General features: G+C 54.7%; 24 protein-coding genes. 13 read left to right on the forward strand and 11 right to left on the reverse strand.

All coding sequences use genetic code 11. The annotated features are described in order from the left end of the window. Positions 1–39 precede the first annotated feature (39 nt). A complete protein-coding gene (gltX, locus tag AC0L7R_RS05530; protein ID WP_473659421.1) occupies positions 40–1,359 on the forward strand; it encodes a glutamate--tRNA ligase in 1,320 nt (439 codons plus the stop codon). Here the strand turns inward: gltX and AC0L7R_RS05535 are convergent. Genes AC0L7R_RS05535 through AC0L7R_RS05545 form a run of 3 tightly spaced genes read right to left on the reverse strand, consistent with a single transcriptional unit; the run spans position 1,356 to position 5,064 of the window. Further along, positions 1,356–1,877 carry a gamma-glutamylcyclotransferase family protein gene (locus AC0L7R_RS05535; protein WP_473659423.1) on the reverse strand — a complete coding sequence of 174 codons (522 nt, stop codon included), beginning with the start codon at positions 1,875–1,877 and terminating at the stop codon, positions 1,356–1,358. The two genes, gltX and AC0L7R_RS05535, sit on opposite strands and share 4 nt — an antisense overlap. Continuing rightward, positions 1,874–4,381 carry an FtsX-like permease family protein gene (locus AC0L7R_RS05540; RefSeq protein WP_473659425.1) on the reverse strand — a complete coding sequence of 836 codons (2,508 nt, stop codon included), beginning with the start codon at positions 4,379–4,381 and terminating at the stop codon, positions 1,874–1,876. Before AC0L7R_RS05540 ends, AC0L7R_RS05535 begins: the two co-directional genes overlap by 4 nt. After that, positions 4,378–5,064, reverse strand: a complete 687-nt coding sequence (locus AC0L7R_RS05545; RefSeq protein WP_348108687.1) for an ABC transporter ATP-binding protein — start codon at positions 5,062–5,064, stop codon at positions 4,378–4,380. The genes AC0L7R_RS05540 and AC0L7R_RS05545 overlap by 4 nt, the downstream gene beginning before the upstream one ends. Between AC0L7R_RS05545 and AC0L7R_RS05550 the strand changes: the two genes are divergently transcribed. Next, complete coding sequence (locus AC0L7R_RS05550) at positions 5,063–5,749, forward strand: GDSL-type esterase/lipase family protein (protein WP_473659427.1); 687 nt, start codon at positions 5,063–5,065, stop codon at positions 5,747–5,749. The genes AC0L7R_RS05545 and AC0L7R_RS05550 overlap by 2 nt on opposite strands. Before the next feature lie 51 nt (positions 5,750–5,800). Here the strand turns inward: AC0L7R_RS05550 and AC0L7R_RS05555 are convergent, their stop codons facing one another. Both AC0L7R_RS05555 and AC0L7R_RS05560 read right to left on the reverse strand, forming a co-directional pair. Then, positions 5,801–6,010 (reverse strand): cold-shock protein, encoded by a 210-nt coding sequence (locus tag AC0L7R_RS05555; RefSeq protein ID WP_247129117.1) that lies wholly within the window; start codon positions 6,008–6,010, stop codon positions 5,801–5,803. Between the two features lie 249 nt (positions 6,011–6,259). Next, positions 6,260–6,466: a cold-shock protein gene (locus tag AC0L7R_RS05560; RefSeq protein WP_090195363.1), complete on the reverse strand. Its 207-nt coding sequence runs from the start codon at positions 6,464–6,466 to the stop codon at positions 6,260–6,262. 224 nt (positions 6,467–6,690) lie between these two features. On the opposite strand from AC0L7R_RS05560, the gene AC0L7R_RS05565 reads away from it, so the two are divergent. Further along, the gene (locus AC0L7R_RS05565; RefSeq protein WP_473659429.1) at positions 6,691–7,209 is read left to right on the forward strand and encodes a PhnA domain-containing protein; all 519 of its coding nucleotides are present in this window, start codon (positions 6,691–6,693) and stop codon (positions 7,207–7,209) included. A gap of 34 nt (positions 7,210–7,243) precedes the next feature. On the opposite strand, the gene ettA is transcribed toward AC0L7R_RS05565, so the two are convergent. Both ettA and AC0L7R_RS05575 read right to left on the reverse strand, forming a co-directional pair. Then, a complete protein-coding gene (gene ettA / locus AC0L7R_RS05570; RefSeq protein ID WP_247129115.1) occupies positions 7,244–8,899 on the reverse strand; it encodes an energy-dependent translational throttle protein EttA in 1,656 nt (551 codons plus the stop codon). 30 nt (positions 8,900–8,929) lie between these two features. Then, complete coding sequence (locus AC0L7R_RS05575) at positions 8,930–10,768, reverse strand: EAL domain-containing protein (protein ID WP_473659431.1); 1,839 nt, start codon at positions 10,766–10,768, stop codon at positions 8,930–8,932. Between the two features lie 156 nt (positions 10,769–10,924). Here AC0L7R_RS05575 and mgrA point away from each other — a divergent pair, with 156 nt between their 5' ends. The 4 genes from mgrA to dacB are packed head-to-tail and all read left to right on the forward strand — an operon-like array spanning position 10,925 to position 14,933. Further along, a complete protein-coding gene (gene mgrA, locus AC0L7R_RS05580) occupies positions 10,925–11,959 on the forward strand; it encodes an L-glyceraldehyde 3-phosphate reductase (RefSeq protein WP_473659433.1) in 1,035 nt (344 codons plus the stop codon). 4 nt (positions 11,960–11,963) lie between these two features. After that, positions 11,964–12,785 (forward strand): TolB family protein, encoded by an 822-nt coding sequence (locus tag AC0L7R_RS05585; protein WP_473659435.1) that lies wholly within the window; start codon positions 11,964–11,966, stop codon positions 12,783–12,785. Beyond that, positions 12,786–13,379 carry a nicotinate-nucleotide adenylyltransferase gene (locus AC0L7R_RS05590; RefSeq protein WP_473659437.1) on the forward strand — a complete coding sequence of 198 codons (594 nt, stop codon included), beginning with the start codon at positions 12,786–12,788 and terminating at the stop codon, positions 13,377–13,379. 51 nt (positions 13,380–13,430) lie between these two features. After that, a complete protein-coding gene (gene dacB, locus AC0L7R_RS05595; RefSeq protein WP_473659439.1) occupies positions 13,431–14,933 on the forward strand; it encodes a D-alanyl-D-alanine carboxypeptidase/D-alanyl-D-alanine endopeptidase in 1,503 nt (500 codons plus the stop codon). A gap of 49 nt (positions 14,934–14,982) precedes the next feature. Here the strand turns inward: dacB and AC0L7R_RS05600 are convergent, their stop codons facing one another. Beyond that, positions 14,983–15,279 (reverse strand): PLDc N-terminal domain-containing protein, encoded by a 297-nt coding sequence (locus AC0L7R_RS05600; protein WP_473659440.1) that lies wholly within the window; start codon positions 15,277–15,279, stop codon positions 14,983–14,985. A gap of 44 nt (positions 15,280–15,323) precedes the next feature. Here AC0L7R_RS05600 and AC0L7R_RS05605 point away from each other — a divergent pair, with 44 nt between their 5' ends. Next, positions 15,324–15,614 carry a hypothetical protein gene (locus tag AC0L7R_RS05605; protein ID WP_473659442.1) on the forward strand — a complete coding sequence of 97 codons (291 nt, stop codon included), beginning with the start codon at positions 15,324–15,326 and terminating at the stop codon, positions 15,612–15,614. 61 nt (positions 15,615–15,675) lie between these two features. On the opposite strand, the gene AC0L7R_RS05610 is transcribed toward AC0L7R_RS05605, so the two are convergent. Continuing rightward, positions 15,676–16,095 (reverse strand): tellurite resistance TerB family protein, encoded by a 420-nt coding sequence (locus tag AC0L7R_RS05610; protein WP_247129108.1) that lies wholly within the window; start codon positions 16,093–16,095, stop codon positions 15,676–15,678. A 112-nt stretch (positions 16,096–16,207) separates the two neighbouring features. On the opposite strand from AC0L7R_RS05610, the gene AC0L7R_RS05615 reads away from it, so the two are divergent. The 4 genes from AC0L7R_RS05615 (at position 16,208) to AC0L7R_RS05630 (ending at position 21,069) form a co-directional block, all read left to right on the forward strand. After that, positions 16,208–17,773: a lysine--tRNA ligase gene (locus tag AC0L7R_RS05615; RefSeq protein WP_473659445.1), complete on the forward strand. Its 1,566-nt coding sequence runs from the start codon at positions 16,208–16,210 to the stop codon at positions 17,771–17,773. A gap of 136 nt (positions 17,774–17,909) precedes the next feature. Next, positions 17,910–18,311: a DUF4864 domain-containing protein gene (locus AC0L7R_RS05620; protein ID WP_473659447.1), complete on the forward strand. Its 402-nt coding sequence runs from the start codon at positions 17,910–17,912 to the stop codon at positions 18,309–18,311. Between the two features lie 127 nt (positions 18,312–18,438). Beyond that, positions 18,439–20,727, forward strand: a complete 2,289-nt coding sequence (locus AC0L7R_RS05625; protein ID WP_473659449.1) for a glycosyl hydrolase family 28-related protein — start codon at positions 18,439–18,441, stop codon at positions 20,725–20,727. A 123-nt stretch (positions 20,728–20,850) separates the two neighbouring features. Beyond that, the gene (locus AC0L7R_RS05630; RefSeq protein ID WP_473659451.1) at positions 20,851–21,069 is read left to right on the forward strand and encodes a DUF1127 domain-containing protein; all 219 of its coding nucleotides are present in this window, start codon (positions 20,851–20,853) and stop codon (positions 21,067–21,069) included. Here AC0L7R_RS05630 and AC0L7R_RS05635 read toward each other — a convergent pair. Further along, on the reverse strand, positions 21,066–21,548 hold the full coding sequence (locus AC0L7R_RS05635) for an ElyC/SanA/YdcF family protein (protein ID WP_473660365.1): 483 nt from the start codon (positions 21,546–21,548) through the stop codon (positions 21,066–21,068). The two genes, AC0L7R_RS05630 and AC0L7R_RS05635, sit on opposite strands and share 4 nt — an antisense overlap. Positions 21,549–21,715: 167 nt before the next feature. Between AC0L7R_RS05635 and acs the strand changes: the two genes are divergently transcribed. Further along, positions 21,716–23,662 (forward strand): acetate--CoA ligase, encoded by a 1,947-nt coding sequence (gene acs / locus AC0L7R_RS05640; protein ID WP_473659453.1) that lies wholly within the window; start codon positions 21,716–21,718, stop codon positions 23,660–23,662. Positions 23,663–23,737: 75 nt separating this feature from the next. Here the strand turns inward: acs and AC0L7R_RS05645 are convergent, their stop codons facing one another. Next, a complete protein-coding gene (locus AC0L7R_RS05645; protein ID WP_473659455.1) occupies positions 23,738–24,304 on the reverse strand; it encodes a hemerythrin domain-containing protein in 567 nt (188 codons plus the stop codon). Positions 24,305–24,327: the final 23 nt, after the last annotated feature.

The raw sequence follows: 24,327 nt of genomic DNA on the forward strand, positions 1-24,327 counted from the left end.
CGACCTGTCATGGTCAATGGCCCTAACAGGAGATTTCCAATGACTACGACTCGTTTCGCCCCTTCGCCCACTGGTTGGCTACATATCGGTAACCTGCGCGCTGCCTTGTTCAACTACGCCATCGCCCGCAAGGCCGGCGGCACCTTTATCCTGCGGATCGACGACACGGATCAGGAACGGTCAAAAGACGAATATATTCAAGGCATTAAGGAAGACCTGACATGGCTTGGAATCGAATGGGATCGGGTTGAACATCAATCCGCCCGCATGGATCGCTACCTTGATGCGAAGCAGCGATTGATCGATATGGGGCGGCTCTACGAATGCTTTGAAACGCCAGTTGAGCTTGATTTGAAACGGAAAAAGCAGCTCAACATGGGCAAGCCGCCGGTTTACGATCGTGGTGCGTTAGCGTTGTCCGAAGACGAAAAGAACAAACTGCGCGAGGAACGCGGATCGCATTGGCGTTTCAAGCTGGATCACGAACGCATCGAATGGACGGACGGCATCATCGGTGACATTTCGATTGATGCGGCGTCGGTGTCAGATCCGGTTTTGTTCAAGAACGACGGTCAGATTCTGTACACATTGGCGTCCGTTGTTGATGACACAGAAATGGGCCTGTCCCACGTTGTACGCGGGTCGGATCACGTGACCAACACGGCGACACAAATCCAGATTATTCAGGCACTTGGCGGCACAGTCCCAACGTTTTCACACCATTCATTGTTGACTGGTCCACAGGGCGAGGCTTTGTCAAAAAGGCTGGGCACATTGGCCTTGAAAGACTTGCGCGAAGCAGGAATTGCGCCGATGGCGATCCTGTCGCTGATGGCGCGTTTGGGGTCATCCGATCCGGTAGAGCTGCGCGCGAACATTGGCGAAATCGTTGAAGGTTTCGACATTTCCAAATTCGGATCAGCACCGACGAAATTCGACGCAGAGGACCTGAAACCGCTGACAGCGCGGTATCTGGCAACCATGGATCATACGGCAGTTGCAGCCGAAATCGAAGCTGCCGGTGTTCCCGCTAGTTTAGCCGCGCCTTTCTGGGACGTCGTGAAGGGCAATATCGCGACCTTGGACGATCTGCCGGGGTGGTGGGCGTTGTTCCGCGACGGGGCTACGCCGCTTGTCGCAGATGAGGATAAAGAATTTATCGCGCAAGCATTTGATATGTTAGGCGAACCTCCCTACGCAGCCGACACGTGGTCCACATGGACGACAGCGGTGAAAGAGGCAACTGGCCGTAAGGGCAAACAGTTGTTCATGCCGCTGCGCCAAGCCGTGACAGGTTTGCAGCGTGGGCCAGAAATGGCGGATGTGATGCCATTGCTGCAGACGAAACCTAAGGTCTAAGCGCGGACCAGTTTTGAAAGCTGGTCATCAACAAACCGCGTTTCATCGGGCGATAATACCTGATGGCGCGGATAAATGGGGGCGGTTCTATCGTCTTTGATCGGCCCCCAATTATCTGTTGTTGCAAAGAAATTCGCGGCGCCGTCCTGTCCGAATTCGCGCAGGTATCCTTGAATGACGACATCAAGATAGCTGCGTAAAATAGGGTGGGGGCCGCCTGCTGGATAAATGATGTTATCCTGAACTTCGTAAATCGCGGTCTGGTCCGGCAAAAGCTGGCGACGATAAGCAAATTCACGATCATCCAACGCGGCCCAATCGGCGTTCGGAACCTGCGCGCAAATGCCATCAAGCGTTGTGCCATGATCGGGCGTCACAGATAGAATCGCAAAGTCGCGCAACGTTGTGCTGCGCCAAACGCGCCGCCATCCGTCGATTTTTCGGCGCTGAGGTTGACGATAATCGTGGGTGTTCAAGTTCACGAGGCTTCCGTAGCCAAAGAAAGTCGGATCGGTCATTCACGGGCTCTTAATATTTGCGCGGGTGGTGCCGTCAGCGGTCTTATTGCAAAGGCCAGCCCCGCAACAAGCGACGCGGCGACGCCACCCCCGATGATCAGCAATGCGTTGGACCAGACAATGGCGTAATCCGTTTCCATGATGAAAGTCGAAACGGCCCATCCGCCCAAGATACCTGCGCCAAGTGCTACGGCACCCGCCGCAAATCCCAGCAACGCGGCGCGCAAAGCAAAACTGGTCAAGATGCGGCCGCGGGATGCGCCGAGCGTTTTAAGGACGGCAGCCTCGTAAGTGCGGTTGCGTTCTCCGGCGGCTGCCGCGCCAATGAGAACTAGAAATCCGGTCAATAACGTCGCCAAAGCGCCGTAGCGCGTTGCCGCAGATATGCCGCTGATCAAGGTGACAACTTGGTCGATGGCATCGCGAATGCGGATCGCTGTGATGTTGGGGTATGCCGTGGCAAGATCGCGTAGGATCTGCGCTTCGGCTGCTTCTTCGGCGTAAACCGTTGAAATCCAACTGTGGGGCGCGCCTGCGAGCGCCGACTGGTTGAGCGCTATGACAAAGCCCATGCCTGCGTCTTCGAAGCTGACATCGCGAAAACTGGCGATGGTACCAGTGATGTCGCGGCCCAAGATATTGATCACCATGTCGTCGCCAATCGACAGCCCCATTTCGCGCGCTTCTTCGTCCGCAAAGCTGATTAATGGCGGCCCGTCGTAGTCTTCCGGCCACCATGCGCCTTCGGTGATTGTCGTGCCGTCTGGCATCGCGTTGGCATAAGTCACCCCGCGATCACCGCGCACGACCCAATGTCCGTCTGCGAAAGTTGTCGCATCTTGTCCGTTAATGGTGGTGATGACGCCGCGCAACATCGGCGCGGTTTCTATATTGCTGACGGCAGGGTCGTTTGCCAGACGTTCGGTGTAGCCATCGATTTGATCCGGTTGGATATCGACAAAGAAATAGGACGGCGCGTTTTGCGGCAATTCTTCCGACAAAGAACTGCGCAAATTCGCGTCGATCTGACCCACGCTCGCCAGTACAGAAAGACCAAGCCCCAGCGACAAGACGACCGCCGTCGCTTCGCCGCCCCGTGATCCGATCGCGCCAAGGGCCAGTCGCAAGGCGGGTCTGCCACGCGTTGGCCGTTGCAGGCGTCGCGCGATGAATCGGATGATGATGGCTGCGACAATCAAGATCACGAGCGCTGCGATAATGCCGCCAGTTGTCCAGAGGGTTAGAAATGCGTTGCCCGTAAACGCCACAGCAAGCCCCACGAGTGCGGCAAGCAATGCGGCCGTCATGATGAGATATCCCAAACGGGGCAAGGCCTTACCAGCGCTGAAAGCATCACGAAACAGGGTGGCAGCGCGGATGTCTTCGGTTTTTGCAAGTGGCCAAAGCGTAAAGATCAACGCGGCCAAAACGCCGTAGATTGCCGCTTCGCCAAGCGGGCGAGGATCAAAGGTAAATTCGGCTGGAATCGGAAGGCGTGCTTCGATGAATGGCGCGAAGATAACTGGGATTGCGCCCCCGATGATAACGCCAAGTGCGACGCCAAGAATGGTGAGAACGCCAATCTGAAAGAAGTATGTCAGAAAAATCGTGCGACTGGTCGCCCCAAGCGTTTTCAACGTGGCAATCACGTTGGTTTTGCCAGCAAGGTAGGCCTGCACGGCTGCTGATACGCCGACCCCACCCACAGCGAGCCCCGCCAACCCCATCAGGATCAGGAATGATCCGATCTGTTCGACAAACCGTTCTGTCCCGCCTGCGCCACGCCTGCTGTCGCGCCACCTGAGGCCTGCGTCGGACAGGGTCGCTTTGGTCTGATCTTCTGCAGCTTGTAGGTCCGTACCGTCAGGCAGGTTTAGTCTGTATTGCGTTGAAAATAATGTACCTTCTGCGATCAAGCCCGACCCGGCAAGCGCGTCGGTCAGGACAATCGTGCGCGGCCCAAGCCCGAAACCGCCGGACGCGTTGTCGGGGTATTTTGTCAGCACTGCCCGTAGCGTGAAATCCTGCGTACCCAGGCGGAAGGTGTCACCGATGGTCAACCCGAGCCTATCCACCAGCACCCGTTCCATGACAGCACCATTGTCCGCCAGAGCGTCGGCAAGCGGCATATCGGGCGTCAGCTGCACTTGCCCAATCAACGGGTAAACACCGTCGACAGCGCGGATTTGCGTCAATGCGCGGTCTTCGGTGTCCGTGACGGCCATGGACCGGAAATCCACGGTTTCGGACACGACGTCAGCGATATCGTTGAGGTACGCCAATTCGTCGTCACGCGCGAAACGATAGGTCAGTTCGACCTCTGCGTCTCCACCAAGTAGTGCTGCACCTTCGCGGTCCAGTCCCGCTTGAATGCCTGCCCTGACTGTTCCGACGGCTGCAATCGCGGCGACCCCTAACGCGAGGCACGCGAGAAAGATGCGAAAGCCGCGCAAGCCGCCCCGGAGTTCCCGCCGCGCAAATTTCGCAGCAACCGCGATGCTCATGCTGCGGCCTTTGCAGGGTCAATCCTGCCATCACGCAAACGCACAACACGGTCGCATCGCGCAGCAAGATCAGCGGAATGTGTGACCATAATCAATGTGGCACCATGTCGATCACGCAGATCAAACAGCAGGTCCATAATTGCGCGGCCATTGGTTTCATCAAGGTTCCCAGTGGGTTCATCGGCCAACAGAATACGGGGGCGCGGTGCTGATGCGCGGGCAAGTGCGACACGCTGTTGTTCGCCACCGGACATTTGACTGGGGTAATGATCCGCGCGGTCGGCTAGACCAACGGCGGCGAGTTCGGCGGCCGCTTTGGTAAACGCATCCTTATCGCCCGCAAGTTCCAGCGGTGTCGCGACGTTTTCAAGCGCGGTCATTGTCGGGATAAGGTGGAAAGATTGAAAGACCACCCCCATATGATCCCTACGAAAGCGGGCCAACTGGTCTTCGTTCATTGCGGTAAGGTCCTGATTCAGCGACAGAACCGATCCGGATGATGCCATTTCCAAGCCGCCCATCACCATAAGGAGCGATGATTTGCCCGACCCACTAGGCCCGACGAGACCGACGGTTTCCCCTTGGCTGACATCCAACACAATGTCGTGCAGGATATCGACAGGACCGGCGTTGCCCATCAAGGTCAGTGAAACATTTGAAAGCGAGAGTACAGGATCAGTCATGGCCACAGCCTTTAGCAAAATCTTCTCCTTTGGATATGGGGCACTTGGGGTGTTGCGCAACCTCTCTATCGTCACAGTCCTGACAACTGGTTACGCGGCGGCCGACGAAATCGTCCTTGCGGCCTTAGGTGATAGCCTGACAGCAGGGTATGGCGTGGCGCAAGGCGATGGATTTGTTCCACAGCTTGATGCGTGGTTGGAAGCGCAGGGCCTGCAGGTCGATCTGCGGAATGCAGGCGTGTCAGGAGATACAACTGCGGGCGGGTTGTCGCGGGTCGATTGGACGCTAACCTCGGATGTGGACGGGATGATCGTGACGCTGGGCGGCAATGATTATTTGCGGGGGATCGATCCGGCGGTGAGCAGGGCCAATTTGCGCGGCGTCTTGGAAGCCGCTGAGGCAAAAGGCGTCGATGTGATGATGGTCGGGCTGCGGGCCGGCAGTAATTATGGGCTGGATTATAAAACCGAATTCGAAGCGATGTATTCGGACCTGTCTGCCGAATTCGATGCCCCCCTTTTCCCCAGTTTTTTCCAAGGGTTGCAAGCAGCGGCTGGCATGCAGGACGGGTTGGCTGAATTCATGCAGCGCGACGGCATCCATCCCAACGCCGAAGGCGTTCGGGTTATCGTGGCGGCCATGGGGCCAGATGTGCTGGCATTTGCGCAAGGCCTGCAGCAGTAAAATCTGTGGGCAAGGGCATCCGCGAATGCCCCCACCAGCGCTATGTGGGATTTAGTCTGCTACGGTCAGATTAACCGCATTTTCGCGACCATCACGGCCGGATTCGATGTCAAAATTGACCTTTTGATCGTCGCGCAGGCCGGTAAGACCGGACCGTTCGACTGCTGAAATATGTACAAAAACATCCTTATCGCCACCGTCTGGCGCGATGAAGCCGTAACCTTTGGTTGTGTTGAACCATTTGACAGTGCCTGAAGCCATGTCGTTCTTCCTTTATTGCTCCCGCTCGCGGCATTGCAGCGGAATGGCGTGCGACGCATTCATCGCAGCATTAGGCCCGAGTGGCGTAATGATTGATGAGGTCAACACGCGCGTGGATGTTACGCGGGGCAAATCAGAAATCAAGAAATTTTGGGGGTTTTTTGACCGGCTATGCAATCATAAGCTGATTTGCGCCAAGTCTGGATTGGGGCGCCCGCAGACGCGCGCCCCTGTGTCGTAAGCCGTAGCTTATGCGAGTGCGAGATTAACCGCAGATTCGCGACCATCACGGCCAGCTTCGATGTCGAAAGTAACTTTCTGATCGTCGCGCAGGCCAGTCAGGCCGGAACGCTCAACAGCGGAGATGTGAACGAATACGTCCTTGGAGCCGCCATCAGGAGCGATAAAGCCGAAGCCTTTAGTTGTGTTGAACCATTTCACGGTGCCAGTAGCCATCGTGTTTTCCTTCATGTTTTCAATGCCATCCGCGGATTTGCGATAGCGTGGCGTGGTCAGTGCTAGATCGAAAGACTGTAGCCGTTTGGAAAACAGTGGGTCGAGATAGAATAACGTCTGCCTTGTCTACATGCGCTTTTGTCGCCCTAGTTGCAAGGAAAATCGCGGGTTGCCTTTGTGCCAATGCAGTGCGACAGGCGGTTAAACACCTAAGGAGTAGTGGCATGCGTTGGGATGAATTGATGGATCGGGCAGGGTCGGTCTGCGAGTTTTGCGGCGCGACAGAACAACTTAGCGGTGTAGAGATCACGAGCGAAGATCACGTCCTTTTATGCGAAACGTGCCGATCTGACGACGCACCTGCGGTTCATTGGCGCTGCCTTGAAGGTGCGGTCTGGTCTGTTGTGCCTGCTGTCCAAATCGCAGTTTGGCGCAAACTTGGGGGAATCGATGAGGTTTGGGCCGTTGAGGCCCGCGAAAACCTGATGATGGAACCTGACGTGATGGCGCGCGCTGTCGGTGAGGTCCAAGTTGTCCACAAAGACAGCAACGGCATGGTGCTGGAACATGGCGACACGGTCGTGCTGATCAAAGATTTGCCCGTGAAAGGTGCAGGATTTACCGCAAAGCGTGGAACGGCCGTGCGCAATATTTCACTGGTGCCGGACAATGCAGGTCATATCGAAGGCAAAGTCGAAGGTCAGCGGATTGTCATTTTGACGGAATTCGTCAAACGAAAGTAAAGGTGCCCGACCGAAGCCGGACACCTCGAATGGTTTAGCGCACGAATTTTTTGTGTTTCATGCGCTTCGGTTCCATTGCATCGGCGCCGAGACGCTTCTTTTTATCTTCTTCGTAATCAGAAAACGCGCCTTGGAACCATTCAACATGCGCGTCGCCTTCAAAGGCCAAGATGTGCGTACAAATCCGGTCGAGGAAGAAACGGTCGTGGGAAATGACCACCGCGCAGCCTGCGAAATCGACGAGCGCGTCTTCCAATGCCCGCAGTGTTTCGACGTCCAGATCGTTTGTAGGTTCGTCGAGCAGCAGTACGTTACCGCCTGATTTCAACAGTTTAGCCATGTGAACACGGTTACGTTCACCGCCTGACAGCAGGCCGACCTTTTTCTGTTGATCGCCGCCTTTGAAGTTAAAGGCAGAACAGTAAGCGCGGGAATTCATCGATGCGTCGCCTAGTTCGATAATCTCCGCACCGCCCGAAATTTCTTCCCAAACAGTTGTGTCTTCCGACAGGGCATCGCGTGATTGGTCCACATAGGACAGCTTCACTGTGTCGCCAAATTCAACGGTGCCTTCGTCCGGCTGGTTCTGGCCCGTCAGCATAGAGAAAAGCGTGGATTTACCCGCGCCGTTTGGCCCGATCACACCGACGATGCCGCCGGGTGGTAGATCAAATGACAGGCCTTCGACCAACAGTTTGTCGCCCATCGCCTTTTTCAGATCAGTGACTTCGATCACTTTGGATCCGAGACGCGGACCGTTTGGAATAATGATCTGGGCACGACCGACTTTTTCACGCTCTGACTGGTTCGCCATTTCGTTATAGGACGCGATCCGGGCTTTGGATTTTGCCTGACGGGCCTTTGCGCCTTGGCGCATCCATTCGAGTTCGCGTTCCAGCGTTTTCTGCTTGGATTTGTCGTCTTTGGCTTCGCGTTCCATACGCTTGGCTTTGGCTTCGAGCCACGAGGAATAGTTGCCTTCGTGCGGGATGCCCGCGCCACGGTCGAGTTCCAAAATCCAGCCGGTGATTGCATCAAGGAAATAGCGGTCGTGGGTGACGATCAGTATTGTGCCTTTGTAATCAATGAGATGCTGTTGCAGCCATGCAATTGTTTCGGCGTCAAGGTGGTTGGTTGGTTCGTCGAGCAGTAACATGTCAGGTGCTTCAAGCAACAGCTTACACAGTGCCACGCGACGACGTTCACCACCCGACAGGGTCGTAACGTCGGCGTCATCTGGCGGGCAGCGCAGGGCTTCCATCGACACGTCGATTTGCGCGTCCAGATCCCAGAGGTTCAGCGCGTCGATCTCATCCTGAAGCTTCGCCATTTCGTCGGCGGTTTCTTCGGAGTAGTTCATGGCGACTTCATTGTAGCGATCAAGGATCGCTTTCTTGTCGGCCACACCCAGCATCACGTTTTCACGGACTGTCAGGTTTTCGTCCAGATGCGGTTCCTGCGGCAGGTAACCGACGCGCGCGCCTTCGGCAGCCCATGCTTCACCTGCGAAATCTTTGTCCTGACCGGCCATGATCCGCATCAGGGTCGATTTACCGGTGCCGTTTACACCGACAACACCGATTTTCACGCCAGGCAGAAAGTTGAGGCGAATGTTTTCAAACACCTTCTTGCCGCCCGGATATGTTTTGGACACGCCGTCCATGAAGTAGACGAATTGATTGCTGGCCATGATGGACGCTCCGTTAGAAAAGTTTGTCCCTCAATAGCGGGGTGGGGCGGCGGCGGCAATTGGTGAACGTGCGATCTGCGATACGATATTCGTCCGATTTGCGAGCCAATCGAGCACGTCAGCCGCGGGCATCGCTTTCGCAAGCCAATAACCTTGCATCACGCTACCACCCATATCGACGATGGCCTGTGCCTGTTCGGTCGTTTCAATGCCTTCCGTGACTGCGACCAGACCAAGATCACGGCAAAGTTCGTACATGACAGAGATGATTTTGGCACTGGTTGGGTCGGTCAGGACATTTTGGGTTAACGTCCGATCAATCTTAACACCGTCCACCGCTAAGGTCGCCAAATGCGTTAGGCCTGCATGGCCGGTCCCGAAGTCATCTAGCAGCGTCGCGATGCCTGCGTCATGAAGTTTCTGCACGGTTTGTACTAAGGGATTGGACTTGCTTATATCGTCGAAAACGACAGTTTCGAGGACTTCAATCAAGACGTCTTTGGGGTCGAGGTTTCGGTCCGCGAGTTCGGTCATCATGGTTTGGAAGAAAGCAGGATGACCCAGCAATTCGGCTGAACCGTTCAGGCCAATTTTGATATTTGGGTGGCCATTTTCGTTGAGTTTGACCTTCAGGTCCAAGGCTGCACGAAGGGCTGCAAAGTCAATGTCGGCCATTAGCCCTAAATTCTTGGCGAGCGGCAAGAAATCGGCGGGTGAGATGAGCCCCAATCGCGGGTTCTGCCAGCGCACGAGCGTTTCAAAGCCGCAGATCACACCTGACTTTAGGTCCATGGTCGGCTGAAACTGAAACGAAATCATGTCGTTGTCGACAGCCGCACATAGTTCATCACCCAATCGGGCTTGTTCAACTTGTCTGGCATGCAATGATTTGTCGTAAGTCGCGACGCGTCCGCGTCCGCCATTTTTGGCTTCATACAGGGCGAAATCCGCACGTCTGAGCAAATCCTCGGGGCTTAGATTTTTTTCACTGGCGAAGGCTGCGCCGATGCTGAGCCCACAATGCAGGGACCCACCATTTAGATGCCGCCCGTCATCATTCACTTTGATGATTTTCTGGCCGATCAATTCGATCGCATCAAGCGATTGGGCATTAGGGCAGAGTACAAGGAATTCATCGCCACCAATCCGCGCGGCGATATCATCGTCGGTAATCACCTGTCGTAAGGTATCGGCAATCCCGTTGAGTATCTTGTCTCCAGCCGAATGGCCAAAACTGTCGTTAATGGTTTTGAAATGATCAAGGTCAATTTCAAGAAGGCCGACGCCCGTTTTACCGTCATCCGCATCACTTAAAGCTTGCGACATGCGACGCATCACATTCAGTCGATTGGATAGCCCTGTCAGGCTATCGGTTGCTGCGATTTGAGAAAGTTTTTTGGATGTTGCCGTAAGTTCCATTTGGCGCGTGATGTGATCGCTGATGTCGCGCGCTACGACAATCGCGACTTCGCCGAATTCGCGGATTGTGTCGAAAGCGACGTGAAGTTCGACCCAAAAGCTTTCCCCGTTGCCGCGCCGGTTCTCAAAGATCGCGATCTGCGATTTTTCATTTTGTTCATTGCGGTAACGGAACGCGGCAATGTCAGCTGCACTTGGCGTGTCTTTGATCGGTAGCGCATAGGACAGCGGGTTTTGGCCAATGATCTGATCCAACGGGATCATCATCATTTCAGCGTAGATTTCATTCGCCCACAAAACGATGCCATCCATGGATTGCACGACAAGTCCGACATCGGCAGCCGTGCCTACCGCACGATAGAACGCGGCATCCGGAATTCCCGAAAATGCAGCACTGGTTATATCTGAGTTGAAACGTCGATCTGCGACGGCATTTGAATGTTTCGTCATACCCTTGGATTCCGGTGCTTCGGGACACTTACACGGTTCGAATGGAAATGGTGTTAATGCTGGCGAGAAATTTTGAGGTTCATTGATTTACGAGTCTATTGGTTTGACAATCCGCATTGCCTAACGTCCCTATGCGTATCTTAAAAGGAGACTCTGATGACTTATATGCCCGCCGAAAATCGCTACGAAAACATGACATATCGTCGGTGTGGCAATTCGGGATTGAAGCTGCCTGCGGTATCGTTGGGCCTTTGGCATAATTTTGGCCATGACACGCCACATGAAACGAAGACAGCAATTTGCCGGACAGCGTTTGATCACGGGATCACGCATTTTGACTTGGCAAACAACTATGGTCCGCCTGCTGGTTCTGCTGAACACGCGTTCGGGTCCATCCTGAACGAAGATTTCCAGAACCATCGTGATGAACTGATCATCAGTTCAAAAGCCGGATATCACATGTGGGACGGTCCTTACGGGGAATGGGGAAGCCGCAAGTATCTGATTTCGTCTTGTGATCAGTCGCTTAAGCGTATGGGTCTTGATTACGTCGATATTTTCTATTCGCACCGCTTTGACCCGGATACGCCGTTGGAAGAAACAATGGGTGCATTGGATCACATCGTTCGGTCCGGGCGTGCGTTGTATGTCGGTATTTCGTCGTACAATACCGAACGGACGAAAGAAGCAGCGGCTATTCTGAAAGACCTTGGGACGCCTTGTTTGATCCACCAGCCATCTTACAACATGTTGAACCGTTGGGTCGAAACGGACGGCTTGAAAGACACGTTGAAGGATCTTGGTATCGGTTCGATCGCCTTTACGCCTTTGGCGCAGGGGATGCTGACAAAGAAATATCTGGGCGGCATTCCTGAAGATTCCCGTGCCGCGCAGGATAAATCCTTGTCGACGTCGATGTTGACGGACAAAGCGTTGTCGAACATCCGCAAGCTCAATGAAATTGCGGAAGGTCGCGGTCAAACGCTGGCACAGATGGCGATTGCGTGGGTCTTGCGTGACGAGGGTATCACAACCGCCTTGATCGGTGCGTCGAAGCCGAGCCAAGTGATCGATTGTGCCGGTGCCGTTGGCAATCTGGACTTCACAGCTGATGAGCTGGCCGAGATCGACAAATACGCTGACGATGAGGCGATTAACCTGTGGGCCAAATCGTCTGAAACGGACAATTGATCCGGTGATTAGCGAAGTCTGTATCTGTGGCCTAGACGGTGAGACGACTGTTGTTTTGCGCCATGATGGCCATCTGGAAGCCCCGAACTGGCATCCCGATGGTTATCTGATCGTGAACGGCGGCGGTCGGTTGTACCGTCTGGGTTTCGACGATCCGACCTTGGATCCGATCGATACGGGCTTCGCTGTGACCTGCAACAATGACCACGGCATATCGCCAGACGGCAAACGGCTTGTGATCAGCGATGCGACGCAGACCAAGGGGTCGTGCATCTATCTGCTTCCGATTGAAGGCGGCACCCCTGAGAAGGTGACATCGCAAACACCGTCGTGGTGGCATGGCTGGTCGCCTGACGGTGATCGCTTGGCATATGCTGCGGCCCGTCCCGCGGGCACACCGATTGGGCTATACACCTGCGCTTTGGATGGCAGCGATGAGGTCTGTGTCACAGATGCGTTTGATCATGTGGATGGGCCGGATTACGCGCCTGATGGCGATTGGATCTGGTTTAATGGCGAACGAGGCGGGAAGGTTGATCTGTGGCGAGTGCGGCCTGATGGCGCCGACCTTCAGCAGATGACTGACGACGCTGCTGTGAACTGGTTCCCGCATCCGTCGCCTGATGGGGCGCATGTTGTCTATTTGGCTTACCCTGAAGGTACGTTGGGCCATCCCGGCGGCTTGAACGTGAGCCTGCGGGTAATGCCTGCTGATGGTGGGGATACCCGTCATCTGATTGATCTGTTTGGCGGACAGGGGACGATCAACGTGCCGTCGTGGGCACCCGATAGCCAGCAATTCGCGTTTGTGCGGTATGTCAGCTAGATGACGCATCCTGTCGCAAAACGTGGTCAAGTCATCGGCCTATTGGGTGGGTCGTTTGATCCGGCGCATGCAGGACATGTGCATATCACGACGACCGCGCTGAAGCGGTTTCAGCTGGACCGTATTTGGTGGATGGTCAGCCCAGGTAACCCGCTGAAAGAAAACGGTCCGGCACCGATGGCGGAAAGACTGCAAACCGCGCGTGCGGTGATGCAGCATCCGAAGGTTGATATCACGGACATCGAAGCGACGCTTGGCACCCGCTATACCGCTGATACCTTGGCCGCATTGCAGCGTCGCTACCACGGCGTTCAGTTTGTCTGGCTCATGGGGGCTGATAACTTGACGCAATTCCATCTCTGGCAAGACTGGCAGTGGATCATGGACAACGTCCCTGTCGGGGTTGTGGCCCGCCCCGGTGATCGGATCGCGGCGCGGCTTTCCAAGACGGCACGGGTTTATGCAAACGCCCGTATTCCCGGTCGGGCCGCGCATACCTTACGCGATTATGCGGCACCGGCGTGGAGCTTTATTAATCTGCCGATGTCGTCCCAATCTTCTAGCGCTATCCGTGCAAGAGGGGAATGGCGCTAACGTGTTCTATGCGGGCTGGTGCGTCTGCAAGAATCTTTTTAAAGGTTACGCATGACATATCATTTTACGCGCCGCGCCCTTTTGACTTCTGCCTTGTCGAGTGTTGCTACTGTTGCTTTTGCCGAGGCGCCGCTGACGTCATTGCGGCCAACCGCACGGCCTGATCTTGATCCGAAAACGTCCCCTTTGGCGCAAGTTACCACTGCTGAAATTATCGCGGATGCGGACCTGAACGGTGTTGTCGGTTTTATGGTGGCTGATGCGAAGACGGGGCAACTGCTTGAAGCAACAGACGCCGATATTGGCCTGCCGCCTGCGAGTGTCACCAAGGCCATGACGGCGTTGTTTGCGATCAAGACACTTGGCCCTGATTATACGTTCCGTACGCGTCTTTTGGCGACGGGTCCTGTTGTTGATGGTGTTCTGCAGGGTGATCTTATTCTTGCGGGCGGCGGAAATCCGAACTTTGTGACGGACGAGTTGAGCGCGCTTGTGAAGCAGTTTGTCGACCTTGGGATTACAAAGATCACTGGCGCCTTTCAGGTATGGGGCGACGCGTTGCCGTATCGCGAAGAGATTGATCCACCGCAGTTGGATCACCTTGGCTACAACCCGTCGGTCAGTGGTCTGAACCTGAATTTCAACCGTGTCCATTTTGAATGGCGTCGCGCGAACGGGCGTTACACGATCGCGATGGATGCGCGTAGCGAAACGCAACGCCCGCTGGTCTATACGTCACGCATGCGGATCGTGGATCGTGCGGTGCCGATTTATACGTATGCGCGGGCTGGCAAGATTGATGAATGGACAGTCGCCCGCGGTGCGCTGGGCGATTCAGGGTCGCGGTGGCTGCCTGTGCGCAACCCCGCGCTTTATGCAGGCGATGTGTTTCAGACGATGGCGCGGGCGCTGGGTGTTCCGTTGCCGAACCCCGAAAAGATCGCCGAATTGCCAGAGGCGGACGAAATCGCGGCACATGAAAGCGAAGATCTGACCAAAATGATGCGGTCCATGCTGCGGTTTAGCACAAACCTGACGGCTGAGGGGGCGGGTCTGACGGCCACGAAGAAGATTGTCGGCAAACCGTTTGAATTGCCTGAGTCAGCGGCGTGTATGACGCGCTGGGCTGAACAACAGTCGAATGTGCGGGCAAGCTTTGCGGATCATTCCGGGTTGAGTGATGCTTCGCGTGTGTCAGCGCAGGACATGGTTGCGATTTTGCGCGATCCGGATGCGATTGGGACGTTGCGCCCGATCTTGAAAGATATCCCGATGACGGACGAAGACCGCGATGTCATTGTAGATTTCCCGGCGCGTGTCGTTGCAAAAACCGGAACGCTGAATTTCGTGTCGACATTGGCGGGATATGTGCGCACAGAAGCGGGCGACGATCTGGTGTTTACGATCTTCGCTGCCGATCTCGAAGCCCGCGCACGCGGTAAAGCTGCTGGCGACGAACAGCCCGCCGGATCAATCGGATGGAACCGACGGGCGAAGCGCTTGCAGCAACGTTTGCTGCAACGGTGGTCGTTGGTATTTCAAAGCGAAGCGTAAAGAGGCGGCCAAGTTTTCGGCCGCCTCGTTTTGGGGGTGTCGTGATGTATTACGCGGCTGTGGCACGCCAACGCGGTCCGAACCCAACCCACACCAGAAAACCAATGACCGGTAGGACGAGGATAGCCACGGTCCATGCAACTTTTGCGACCGGTCCTTCACTGGATGTCATGACTTGGTAGATTGCATAAAGATCTGCAATCAAAACTAAAAATCCGAAAATGCCGTAACCCATTTGTCTTTCTCCAAACTGTGTTTGCGTTGGTGGACCAACTGTTCGCGACAAAAAACGTTCCGATAATAATATTGGGAACCAAAGATCAGGAATGCCGTTCTCATCTTCCATAAGCGCGTCAACTTTTGTGACTGCGCAGGAATGAGGAGAATAAAATGAAACCTGTACTTGCAATCGTTGGTGGTGTTGCTGCAATCGCTGTGATCGCTTTCGCGGTCTTTATGGTAGACGTAGATCAAACCCAAGAAGCGGCGCTACCCGACGTCGATATCGACGTTGAAGGCGGCCAGTTGCCAGAATTTGACGCAGAGGTTGGCAGCATCAGTGTCGGCGAAACTGATGTTGAGGTCGAAGTTCCAGACGTTGAAATCACGACCAACACAGAAACTGTGACCGTTCCCACGTTGAATATCGAAGCGCCTGAGGACGACACCGCGACAAACTAATGGGGCGTGTCGAATATTGAGAGGGCCCAAGTTTGGGCTCTCTCTGTTTTTTCGGATTTGTTTAGGCCGTCATGTGCCGCGCACGCGATCCGCGTTCGATGGCGGCGGCGTGAAGCCGGTCTAATTCCAGCTCATCGCGAATTTCTTCGAGCATGCGTGCTTCGGCCCCGTCGATCAGGCCATCCGCTGCAGCCACATCGCAGGACAGCGCGTATGCGGTTTCAAACAGACGTTCCGGCAGGGCATCGCGGATCAGGCCGAATAGTGCCTCAAGCCCGTCTTCTTGTTCGAGCAGATCGAACACCATTTTTGATGTGCGCGGCGTACGTTCGGTGTCGTAGCCCGCGAAAACCGGCAAATGATTGATTGAAGTCGTCATTTTCACCAGTTCTGACGTCCGAATATCTTCGTCAGATGCTGAGACCGCTATCATTAAGGCGACAAGTGCGTCTTGGGCCGTCAGTGGGGCGTCTTCGATCATAGGTTAATCCTTTTGCTTCACCCTTACGATTTATTGACGCCACCCGTCCCGCGCAATAGGGAGTGCGCCATTGCTGTCAATTCTGGCAGGGATTCTGAGATGAGAGACCGATATGACCAATTTGCGTGATGCTGCGATGACTTCCAAGGCTTGGCCCTTTGAAGAGGCCCGTAAGCTGCTCAAACGGTATGAAAAGAACGATCCCGAGAAGGGCTATGTTCTTTTCGAAACCGGCTATGGCCCATCTGGTTTGCCGCATATCGGCACCTTCGGCGAAGTGTCGCGCACAACAACTGTGCGCCGCGCCTTCGAGGTGCTGTCGGATATCCCAACCAAACTGCTGTGTTTCTCGGACGATATGGACGGGATGCGTAAGGTGCCTGGCAATGTGCCGGACCCTGACGCGCTGGTGCCATACATGCAGATGCCGCTGACGAAAGTGCCTGATCCGTTTGGTACGCATGCCAGTTTTGGCGATCATATGAATGCGAAGCTGAATTCGTTCCTGGACACGTTCGGGTTTGAATATGAATTCGCGTCATCGACCGAATACTACGGGTCGGGCAAGATGGACGAGATTTTGCTGCGCTCTGCTGATCGCTACGACGATATTATGAAGATCATGCTCAAGTCGTTGCGCGAAGAACGCCGCGAAACCTATTCGATTTTCTTGCCGATTTCCCCGACGTCTGGCCGTGTTTTGTACGTGCCGATGAAGGAAGTGACCAAAGACGGCATGATCACGTTTGAGGATGAAGACGGCACTGACGTGACGATCCCTGTGACGGGCGGAAACTGCAAATTGCAGTGGAAGCCTGATTTTGGCGCGCGCTGGGCTGCGTTGGACGTTGATTTTGAGATGTATGGCAAGGACCACGCCACGAACACGCCGATCTATGACGGCATCTGCCGCACATTGGGCGGTCGCGCACCTGAGCATTTCACATACGAGCTGTTCTTGGATGCCGAAGGTCACAAGATTTCCAAGACATCTGGCAACGGCCTGACCATCGACGAATGGCTGACATATGCGGCGACCGAAAGCCTGTCGTATTTCATGTACCAAAAGCCAAAGACAGCAAAGCGGATGCATTTTGATGTGATCCCGAAGGCTGTGGATGAATACCACCAGCAATTGCGCGCCTATCCGGATCAGGACGAGAAGGGGAAGATGAACAACCCTGTGTTCCACATCCACGGCCACAACGTACCATCGTCCGATATGGTTGTGCCTTTTGCAATGCTGCTGAATCTGGCTTCGGTGTCCGGTGCGGAAGACAAGGAAACGCTTTGGGGCTTTATCCAGCGCTATGCGCCAGACGCGTCGCCGGAAAATAATCCGCAACTGGATCAGGCCGCCGGTTTTGCGGTGCGTTACTACAATGACTTCGTCAAACCGACGAAAGTGTATCGCGCACCAACGGATCAGGAACGTGCGGCTTTGACGGGCCTCGTCGCACGTCTGAAGGCATGGGACGGTGGTCTGGATGCCGAGGAACTGCAGTCGATGGTGTTTGCGGTTGGTAAAGAACACGCTTTTGACCCGCTGCGCGGCTGGTTCACAGCTCTTTATGAAGTGCTGCTAGGCGCGTCTCAGGGTCCACGTTTTGGTGGGTTCATCGCGCTTTACGGCGTGGACGAAACGGTTGCTCTGATCGAAGACGCGCTGTCGAAATAAGCGGCATCGCGACAGCGTTTCAGGATAAGAAAGGCGTCACGTTTGTGGCGCCTTCTTTCGTTTTGCGCCACCAAAATGAAACCTAACGGCTGTTTCAACCGTATCTGCTATGAAGCAGCAGAGGGATGGAATGATCATGAAACAAATTTTTATGGGCGTCGCGGCGCTGGTTTTGTGGGCGGGCACCGCGCTTGGGCAGGCCAATGAGGCAATCGAAGATGTGATTGGAAGCCAGTTACAAGCCTTTAACGATCGCGATGTGACAGAGGCGTTTTCCTACGCCAGCCCGATGATCCAAGGCATTTTCCGCGAACCGCAGAATTTCGGAATGATGGTCGAACGCGGCTATCCGATGGTCTGGGACAATTCAGATGTGCGGTTTTTGGACTTACGCGAAGAGCAGGGCATGATCTTGCAACGGGTGATGATCAAAGACGCTGAAGGGGTTATTCATACGCTGGAATACGCGATGATTGAAACGCCGAACGGTTGGCAGATTAATGGTGTCGCTTTGGTCGCACCCGACTTGGCCGCCTAAGCGTTGCGCATGGCGCCGTTACGGTGCTGTCAGGTGGCCTTTACCTGATCAGATTATCCCTATTCCCGACTGAAATGGCGGATGGTTGTTCCTTTGCGGATCACACCGCACTCATGAGGGATATTCCATGAACAAGGCGATTACTGACGGTGTGGTGTTGATGCCGCTTCCCTTTGTGGCGGGGCTAGGTGTCTGGTCATCTGAAGATGGTACTCCTGGGTCAGATACTTACGCCACGGATGGGTCAGGTGTTTTTTTATCCGCTGATCAAGACTTTGGCGGTTGTCTTGAGATAGTGAAAAACGCTGGCACCCAACGTTTGCGGTATATGGGCGAAACGCCCATCTTGCCGGGGTGTTATTTACGCGTGACGGCGCGTGTCAAAGCCGTCGCTGGTCCATTTCCGACGGTGCGTATTTCAGGCTATCCCGGCGCGTCTGGCGGTGGCAAAGTTGGCGGCCTGCCCGAGACGGGGCCTGCCACGACGCTGACCACCATTGGCGAAATCGTCGAGATATCCGCGATCATCGGGCTGGGCGAACGTACGGGCGTTGATATGGTCTGGCCGGGGGCGGCCTACGGTCATTTCGGGATTGATCTGACTGGGGATAACGGGGGGCTGATCCGTGTTGACGACCTGATCATCGAAGATATCACCAGTGCGTTTTTGCGCGATATCATGTCCGTCGTGGATGTGCGTGATTTCGGGGCAAAAGGCGATGGGGTGACGGATGATAGTGCCGCGTTTGAGGCCGCCGACGGTTTTGCGAATGGCCGCACGGTGCTTGTGTCATCTGGTCAATATTATTTGGGCGATAGCGTGACGATCCAGAGCCGCATCAAGTTCGAAGGGACAGTCCGGCAAGACCCTGCAGATCGGTTCATTCTGCAACACGACTTTAATTACCAACTGTATTTGGATGCGTTTGGTGACGAGGAATTGGCGTTCAAAAAGGCATTTCAGGCGCTTTTGAACTTTTCAGATCATGAATCGCTTGATCTGGGCGGGCGGCGCATTGCGTTGCGTGAACCGGTCGACATGCAGGCGGCTGATCCAACGCGGACGGTTTTTGCCACGCGGCGTGTGATCCGAAATGGCCAGTTTCAGCCCGTGGCCGGGGCGAATTGGGATACAACGGTTGTCACGTCGCAAGGGGCATATGCGACGAGCAATGCCAGACGCCTGTCGAATGTGACCAATGTTGCCAATATCCCTGTCGGGTCTTTGGTCGAAGGGGCCGGTGTCGGGCGCGAAGTTTATGTGACCTCAGTCAATGTTGGCGCAAAGACCTTGAACCTGAGCCAACCGTTGTTTGATGCCGCCGGTACCCAGAACTTCACGTTCAAGCGTTTCAAATACATGTTGGATTTTTCGGGTTTCGCCGATCTGGATCAAATGATTTTGGATAACATTGATTTCCAATGTGATGGTATCGCCAGCGGTATTATGTTGGCACCGCAGGGGCTTATTTTTCAGGTACGCGACAGTTTCATGACCAAGCCGAAAGATCGCGGGATCACGTCGATTGGCACCGGCTGTCAGGGGATGATGATTGATCGGTGTAATTTTACGTCAAACGAACAACCTTTATCGGTGTCTTCCCGCAAAACCATCGCGTTCAATGCCAATGCTAATGATGTGAAGATCAGGGACAATCGCGTCGCTTTGTTCAAGCATTTTTGCGTCTTGGCGGGTTCCGGTAACCTTGTATCTGGCAACCATTGGTTCCACGGGGATCAAACGACAGACGGCGTGCGGTTGGGCGGTATGATTTTCACCCTGCCAAACAGCAAATCGATCATCACGGGCAATTACATCGATAACAACTTTATCGAACTGACCAACGAACATGAGGCAGAGCCTGAGTTTGCGTCCCAGTTTTCCTTTGGCGGTTTGACGATCACTGGCAATATCTTCACGGCGAATGACGTGGCGCGTTGGTTCAATTTCATTGTGATCAAGCCATATGGCCCCAACCATTTCATTCACGGGTTATCCGTGGTGTCCAACGTGTTTCGCACGCTCAACGGTGCGATTGATCGTGTGGAATCTGTTGATACGTCGTTTGACGATCTCGATTTCGGGCGCGCGCGCGGGATTAGTTTCACCGACAACACGTTTCACGGTGTGGACGAACCTTGCTACAATCCTGCCCCGATGGATGCCACCCAAGCCACGCCGTCGACGACTTGGCAATTCGATGCGGCGCCTTTGTTGCCCTTTGGTGGCCAAGCCCGCTTTGTTGATTCGATTGTAGCGGATGGTCCTTTGCAAAACGCGAGCAATGCTGCGGTGTTTGAGACGCCCTATGTGACCGATAATCTTGGATCGAACAAAAGCGAGACACGATTCACCTTTGGGACGGCTGTCAAAGGGCGGATCAGGTATCAAGTGCGTATGGATAACCCACTTTGACAACGAAGTGCATGCTGCGATGCAGAAAGTGCATAACAGCCTTGCAGGAATGAGAGTTGTGGGTCCATGAAAATGGGCCCATTTTTGTAGTGGGAGGAAGGTAACGAATTAAGGATGCTTTCCATGTCTACATACAACATGAACACAATGATGACGACCCGCGAGATGATCGGTTCGTTCTTGGCTTTGCCATTTCAAGCTGTCGTAAGGTTCTTCACGACGATCCAATCCTCACGGATGGAGCAGCTGGACGCGTTGAACGCGATGAGCGACGAAGATCTGGCTGCACGCGGTTTGACACGCGCACAGGCGGCTCAAGCGATTTTGCGCTGCGGCTTCTAAAGGTTTCGATCGCGAAACCGCCACCACAGCAGGCGCGCTGCGTAGGCCGGAATGGCCGGAAGTTCGCGGGCGACCATGCGGTAGTGGCTTGGCATATGTGCGCCGGTGATGTCCGGCGCGCTGACCTGCGGTTTCAGGCCCACCGCGCGGGCCACTAGTTTTGACCGCGGCCTATGGTAACCGTTCGTCACGATTGTGACGTTTCGGATTCCGAAGGGTTTCAGGATTTGCGCGGCATTGCGCAGATTTTCGTAGGTCGATGTGGACTCGTAATCGCAGTGGATCACGTCGGTTGGGACTTTGGCGTCGATCAAAAGGTCGCGCATCACGGCGGCCTCTGTCGGGGCGTGTTTCCCCAAGCCGCCGCACGCCACAATGATTTGCGCGGGATCCTGATGCCACATCGAGGCTGCATGCAGCGTTCTGCGGCGCAACGTAGGTGAAGGGCCGTCGGGCCAAACTGCGGCCCCCAATATCACGATTGCGGACAAAACAGCCTCTCAGATTGTAAAATAATTGACAGCATCAGTTCGCGCTCCGCTGAAAATTTACACAAACTAACCATATACGACCTAGGCGAACTTGGCTTTTTGCGATTTCTGCTCATGATGCCTCCCAACTATCAAATTTGGGGGGAGGAACCAATATGTCAGATCGTTATCCACCATCCGCCGAAGCCGCTGCGCGAGCGCATGCGGATCAGGCCACTTACGAGGCGATGTATGAACAATCCATCTCCGATCCTGCGGCGTTCTGGGGGGAGCACGGCAAGCGGATCGATTGGATGAAGCCATATACGAAGGTCAAAAATGCGCGTTTTGACTTTGGTGATGTTGATATCAAGTGGTTCGAGGACGGCACACTTAACGTGGCTGCGAATTGTATTGACCGGCATCTTGCGGAACGCGGTGATCAGACTGCGATCATCTGGGAGCCTGATGATCCCAAAGATGGCGCATTGCATATCACCTACAAAGACCTGCACGGTCATGTCTGCAAATTCGCGAATGTTCTCAAAGAGATGGGCGTGGGCAAAGGCGACCGCGTGGTCATCTATATGCCGATGATCCCCGAAGCCGCCTATGCGATGCTGGCTTGTGCGCGTATTGGTGCGATCCATTCGATTGTGTTTGCCGGATTCTCTGCCGATGCGCTGGGCGCACGGGTTAATGCCTGTGATGCAAAGGTTGTGATTACATCTGACGGTGCGCCGCGTGGGGGCCGTGTCACGAACCTGAAAGACAATGTGAACCAAGCGTTGTTGAATGATTTTGATCCCGTCAAATGCCTCGTTGTGAAACGCACTGGTCAACAAATCGCGTGGCGTGAAGAAGGCGACTACTGGCTGCACGAGATGCAGGAAAAGGTCAGCGCCGACTGCCCGCCTGAAGAAATGAACGCCGAAGACCCGCTGTTCATTCTTTACACGTCAGGGTCCACTGGGATGCCGAAGGGTGTTGTTCATTCGTCCGGCGGCTACATTGTGTATGCGTCGATGACCCATCAATACACGTTCGATTACCATGACGGTGACGTGTTCTGGTGTACGGCGGATGTGGGTTGGGTTACCGGCCACAGCTACATCGTGTATGGCCCGCTGGCGAACGGCGCGACGACGCTGATGTTCGAAGGTGTGCCAACCTATCCTGACGCAGGCCGTTTCTGGGCTGTATGCGAAGAGCACAAGGTCAACCAGTTCTACACTGCACCAACCGCGATCCGTGCTTTGATGGCGCAGGGCAACGAATGGGTTGAAAAGTACGACCTGTCAGACCTCAAAGTGCTGGGCACGGTGGGCGAACCGATTAACCCCGAAGCGTGGAATTGGTACCATAACATCGTCGGCAAGGGGAACGTTCCAATTGTCGATACGTGGTGGCAGACTGAAACGGGTGGTCATTTGTTGACGCCATTGCCAGGGGCGACAGCCACAAAACCCGGATCGGCCACATTGCCATTCTTTGGGGTGCAGCCGGTCATTCTTGAACCGACCAGCGGCGAAGAAATCACCGATACTGCCGCCGAAGGTGTGCTTTGCATCAAGGACAGTTGGCCGGGGCAGATGCGGTCTGTCTGGGGTGATCATGAACGGTTCATGAAAACCTATTTCGCGGATTACAAAGGCTATTACTTCACCGGTGACGGTTGTCGTCGGGACGAAGACGGCTACTACTGGATCACAGGCCGCGTCGACGACGTGATCAACGTATCTGGTCACCGCATGGGGACAGCCGAAGTCGAAAGTGCCTTGGTTGCTCACGCAAAAGTGGCCGAAGCCGCAGTTGTCGGTTTCCCGCACGATATCAAAGGGCAGGGCATCTACGCCTACGTCAGCTTGATGGGCGGCGAAGAACCATCCGAAGAGTTGCGCAAAGAGCTTGAGGTTTGGGTCCGGTCGGAAATCGGTCCAATCGCCAAGCCTGATCTGATCCAATGGGCGCCGGGTTTGCCGAAAACACGGTCGGGCAAGATCATGCGCCGCATCCTGCGTAAGATTGCCGAAGATGATTTTGGCGCGCTTGGCGATACATCGACGCTCGCTGATCCAAGCGTTGTTGATGATCTGATCGAGAACCGGATGAACAAGAGCTGATCGAAACCGGCTTGATTTACCAATGGTTGACCCGCGGTGCAGACTTTGCAGCGCGGGTCTTTCTTATTGGGCGTGTTAAATGTCTGGCGCGCCGTACTTCAGAACAACGGGCACAACCAGTTCTTCCTCATCTATCAAGTGACGATCCAAGAGTTTTTCGAGACTGATCAGTTGTTTGCGAAAGCGATCAGTCGCGGGGATCATCTTCAAGCTTTGGTCGCGTTGGTTCAGAACATCATTCGCGGCTTCCACAAAATCATTGAGATGCCCATCAATCGCGTGGTGGTCCTTGTCCAAAATGTCAAAGCCGCCTGAAATCCGGCTGTCCAAGCCGATCAGTTTGGGGAAATATTGCGTGTCTTCAATGGTGTGGTGCCCATGAAGCTGTTGCACAAACATGCCGCCATAACGTGCCAAGTGGGCCGCATAGGCACGTGGGTCCATGGTGTCGCCGAGCATCTGTTCAGCTTCATCGGTCATCTGTTTTAGAATTCTGCGGAACATCAGGTGCCGATCCAGCCAAAACCGCATTAGTCCGTCAAAGCCAGGATCGTGTTCCCAGCTGGACCTTGGATATGCTTCAAGAAGGACGCGCAGGGCGTCGGGTAGCTTGGTGCGAATTGAAAGGTCAGTTTGATCCATATGCTGCACTTAGGTCAATTTCG

It is taken from the genome of Yoonia sp. D2-7 (assembly GCF_055809435.1).

Coding starts and splice junctions, on each gene's coding strand:
- AC0L7R_RS05620 (WP_473659447.1), top strand. CDS start 17,910: ATGAAACAAATTTTTATGGGCGTCGCGGCGCTGGTTTTGTGGGCGGGC.
- AC0L7R_RS05645 (WP_473659455.1), bottom strand. CDS start 24,304: ATGGATCAAACTGACCTTTCAATTCGCACCAAGCTACCCGACGCCCTG.
- AC0L7R_RS05540 (WP_473659425.1), bottom strand. CDS start 4,381: ATGAGCATCGCGGTTGCTGCGAAATTTGCGCGGCGGGAACTCCGGGGC.
- AC0L7R_RS05565 (WP_473659429.1), top strand. CDS start 6,691: ATGCGTTGGGATGAATTGATGGATCGGGCAGGGTCGGTCTGCGAGTTT.
- AC0L7R_RS05545 (WP_348108687.1), bottom strand. CDS start 5,064: ATGACTGATCCTGTACTCTCGCTTTCAAATGTTTCACTGACCTTGATG.
- AC0L7R_RS05615 (WP_473659445.1), top strand. CDS start 16,208: ATGACCAATTTGCGTGATGCTGCGATGACTTCCAAGGCTTGGCCCTTT.
- acs (WP_473659453.1), top strand. CDS start 21,716: ATGTCAGATCGTTATCCACCATCCGCCGAAGCCGCTGCGCGAGCGCAT.
- AC0L7R_RS05625 (WP_473659449.1), top strand. CDS start 18,439: ATGAACAAGGCGATTACTGACGGTGTGGTGTTGATGCCGCTTCCCTTT.
- ettA (WP_247129115.1), bottom strand. CDS start 8,899: ATGGCCAGCAATCAATTCGTCTACTTCATGGACGGCGTGTCCAAAACA.
- AC0L7R_RS05600 (WP_473659440.1), bottom strand. CDS start 15,279: ATGGAAGATGAGAACGGCATTCCTGATCTTTGGTTCCCAATATTATTA.
- gltX (WP_473659421.1), top strand. CDS start 40: ATGACTACGACTCGTTTCGCCCCTTCGCCCACTGGTTGGCTACATATC.
- AC0L7R_RS05560 (WP_090195363.1), bottom strand. CDS start 6,466: ATGGCTACTGGCACCGTGAAATGGTTCAACACAACTAAAGGCTTCGGC.
- dacB (WP_473659439.1), top strand. CDS start 13,431: ATGACATATCATTTTACGCGCCGCGCCCTTTTGACTTCTGCCTTGTCG.
- AC0L7R_RS05590 (WP_473659437.1), top strand. CDS start 12,786: ATGACGCATCCTGTCGCAAAACGTGGTCAAGTCATCGGCCTATTGGGT.
- AC0L7R_RS05550 (WP_473659427.1), top strand. CDS start 5,063: ATGGCCACAGCCTTTAGCAAAATCTTCTCCTTTGGATATGGGGCACTT.
- AC0L7R_RS05575 (WP_473659431.1), bottom strand. CDS start 10,768: ATGACGAAACATTCAAATGCCGTCGCAGATCGACGTTTCAACTCAGAT.
- AC0L7R_RS05630 (WP_473659451.1), top strand. CDS start 20,851: ATGTCTACATACAACATGAACACAATGATGACGACCCGCGAGATGATC.
- AC0L7R_RS05535 (WP_473659423.1), bottom strand. CDS start 1,877: ATGACCGATCCGACTTTCTTTGGCTACGGAAGCCTCGTGAACTTGAAC.
- AC0L7R_RS05605 (WP_473659442.1), top strand. CDS start 15,324: ATGAAACCTGTACTTGCAATCGTTGGTGGTGTTGCTGCAATCGCTGTG.
- mgrA (WP_473659433.1), top strand. CDS start 10,925: ATGACTTATATGCCCGCCGAAAATCGCTACGAAAACATGACATATCGT.
- AC0L7R_RS05610 (WP_247129108.1), bottom strand. CDS start 16,095: ATGATCGAAGACGCCCCACTGACGGCCCAAGACGCACTTGTCGCCTTA.
- AC0L7R_RS05555 (WP_247129117.1), bottom strand. CDS start 6,010: ATGGCTTCAGGCACTGTCAAATGGTTCAACACAACCAAAGGTTACGGC.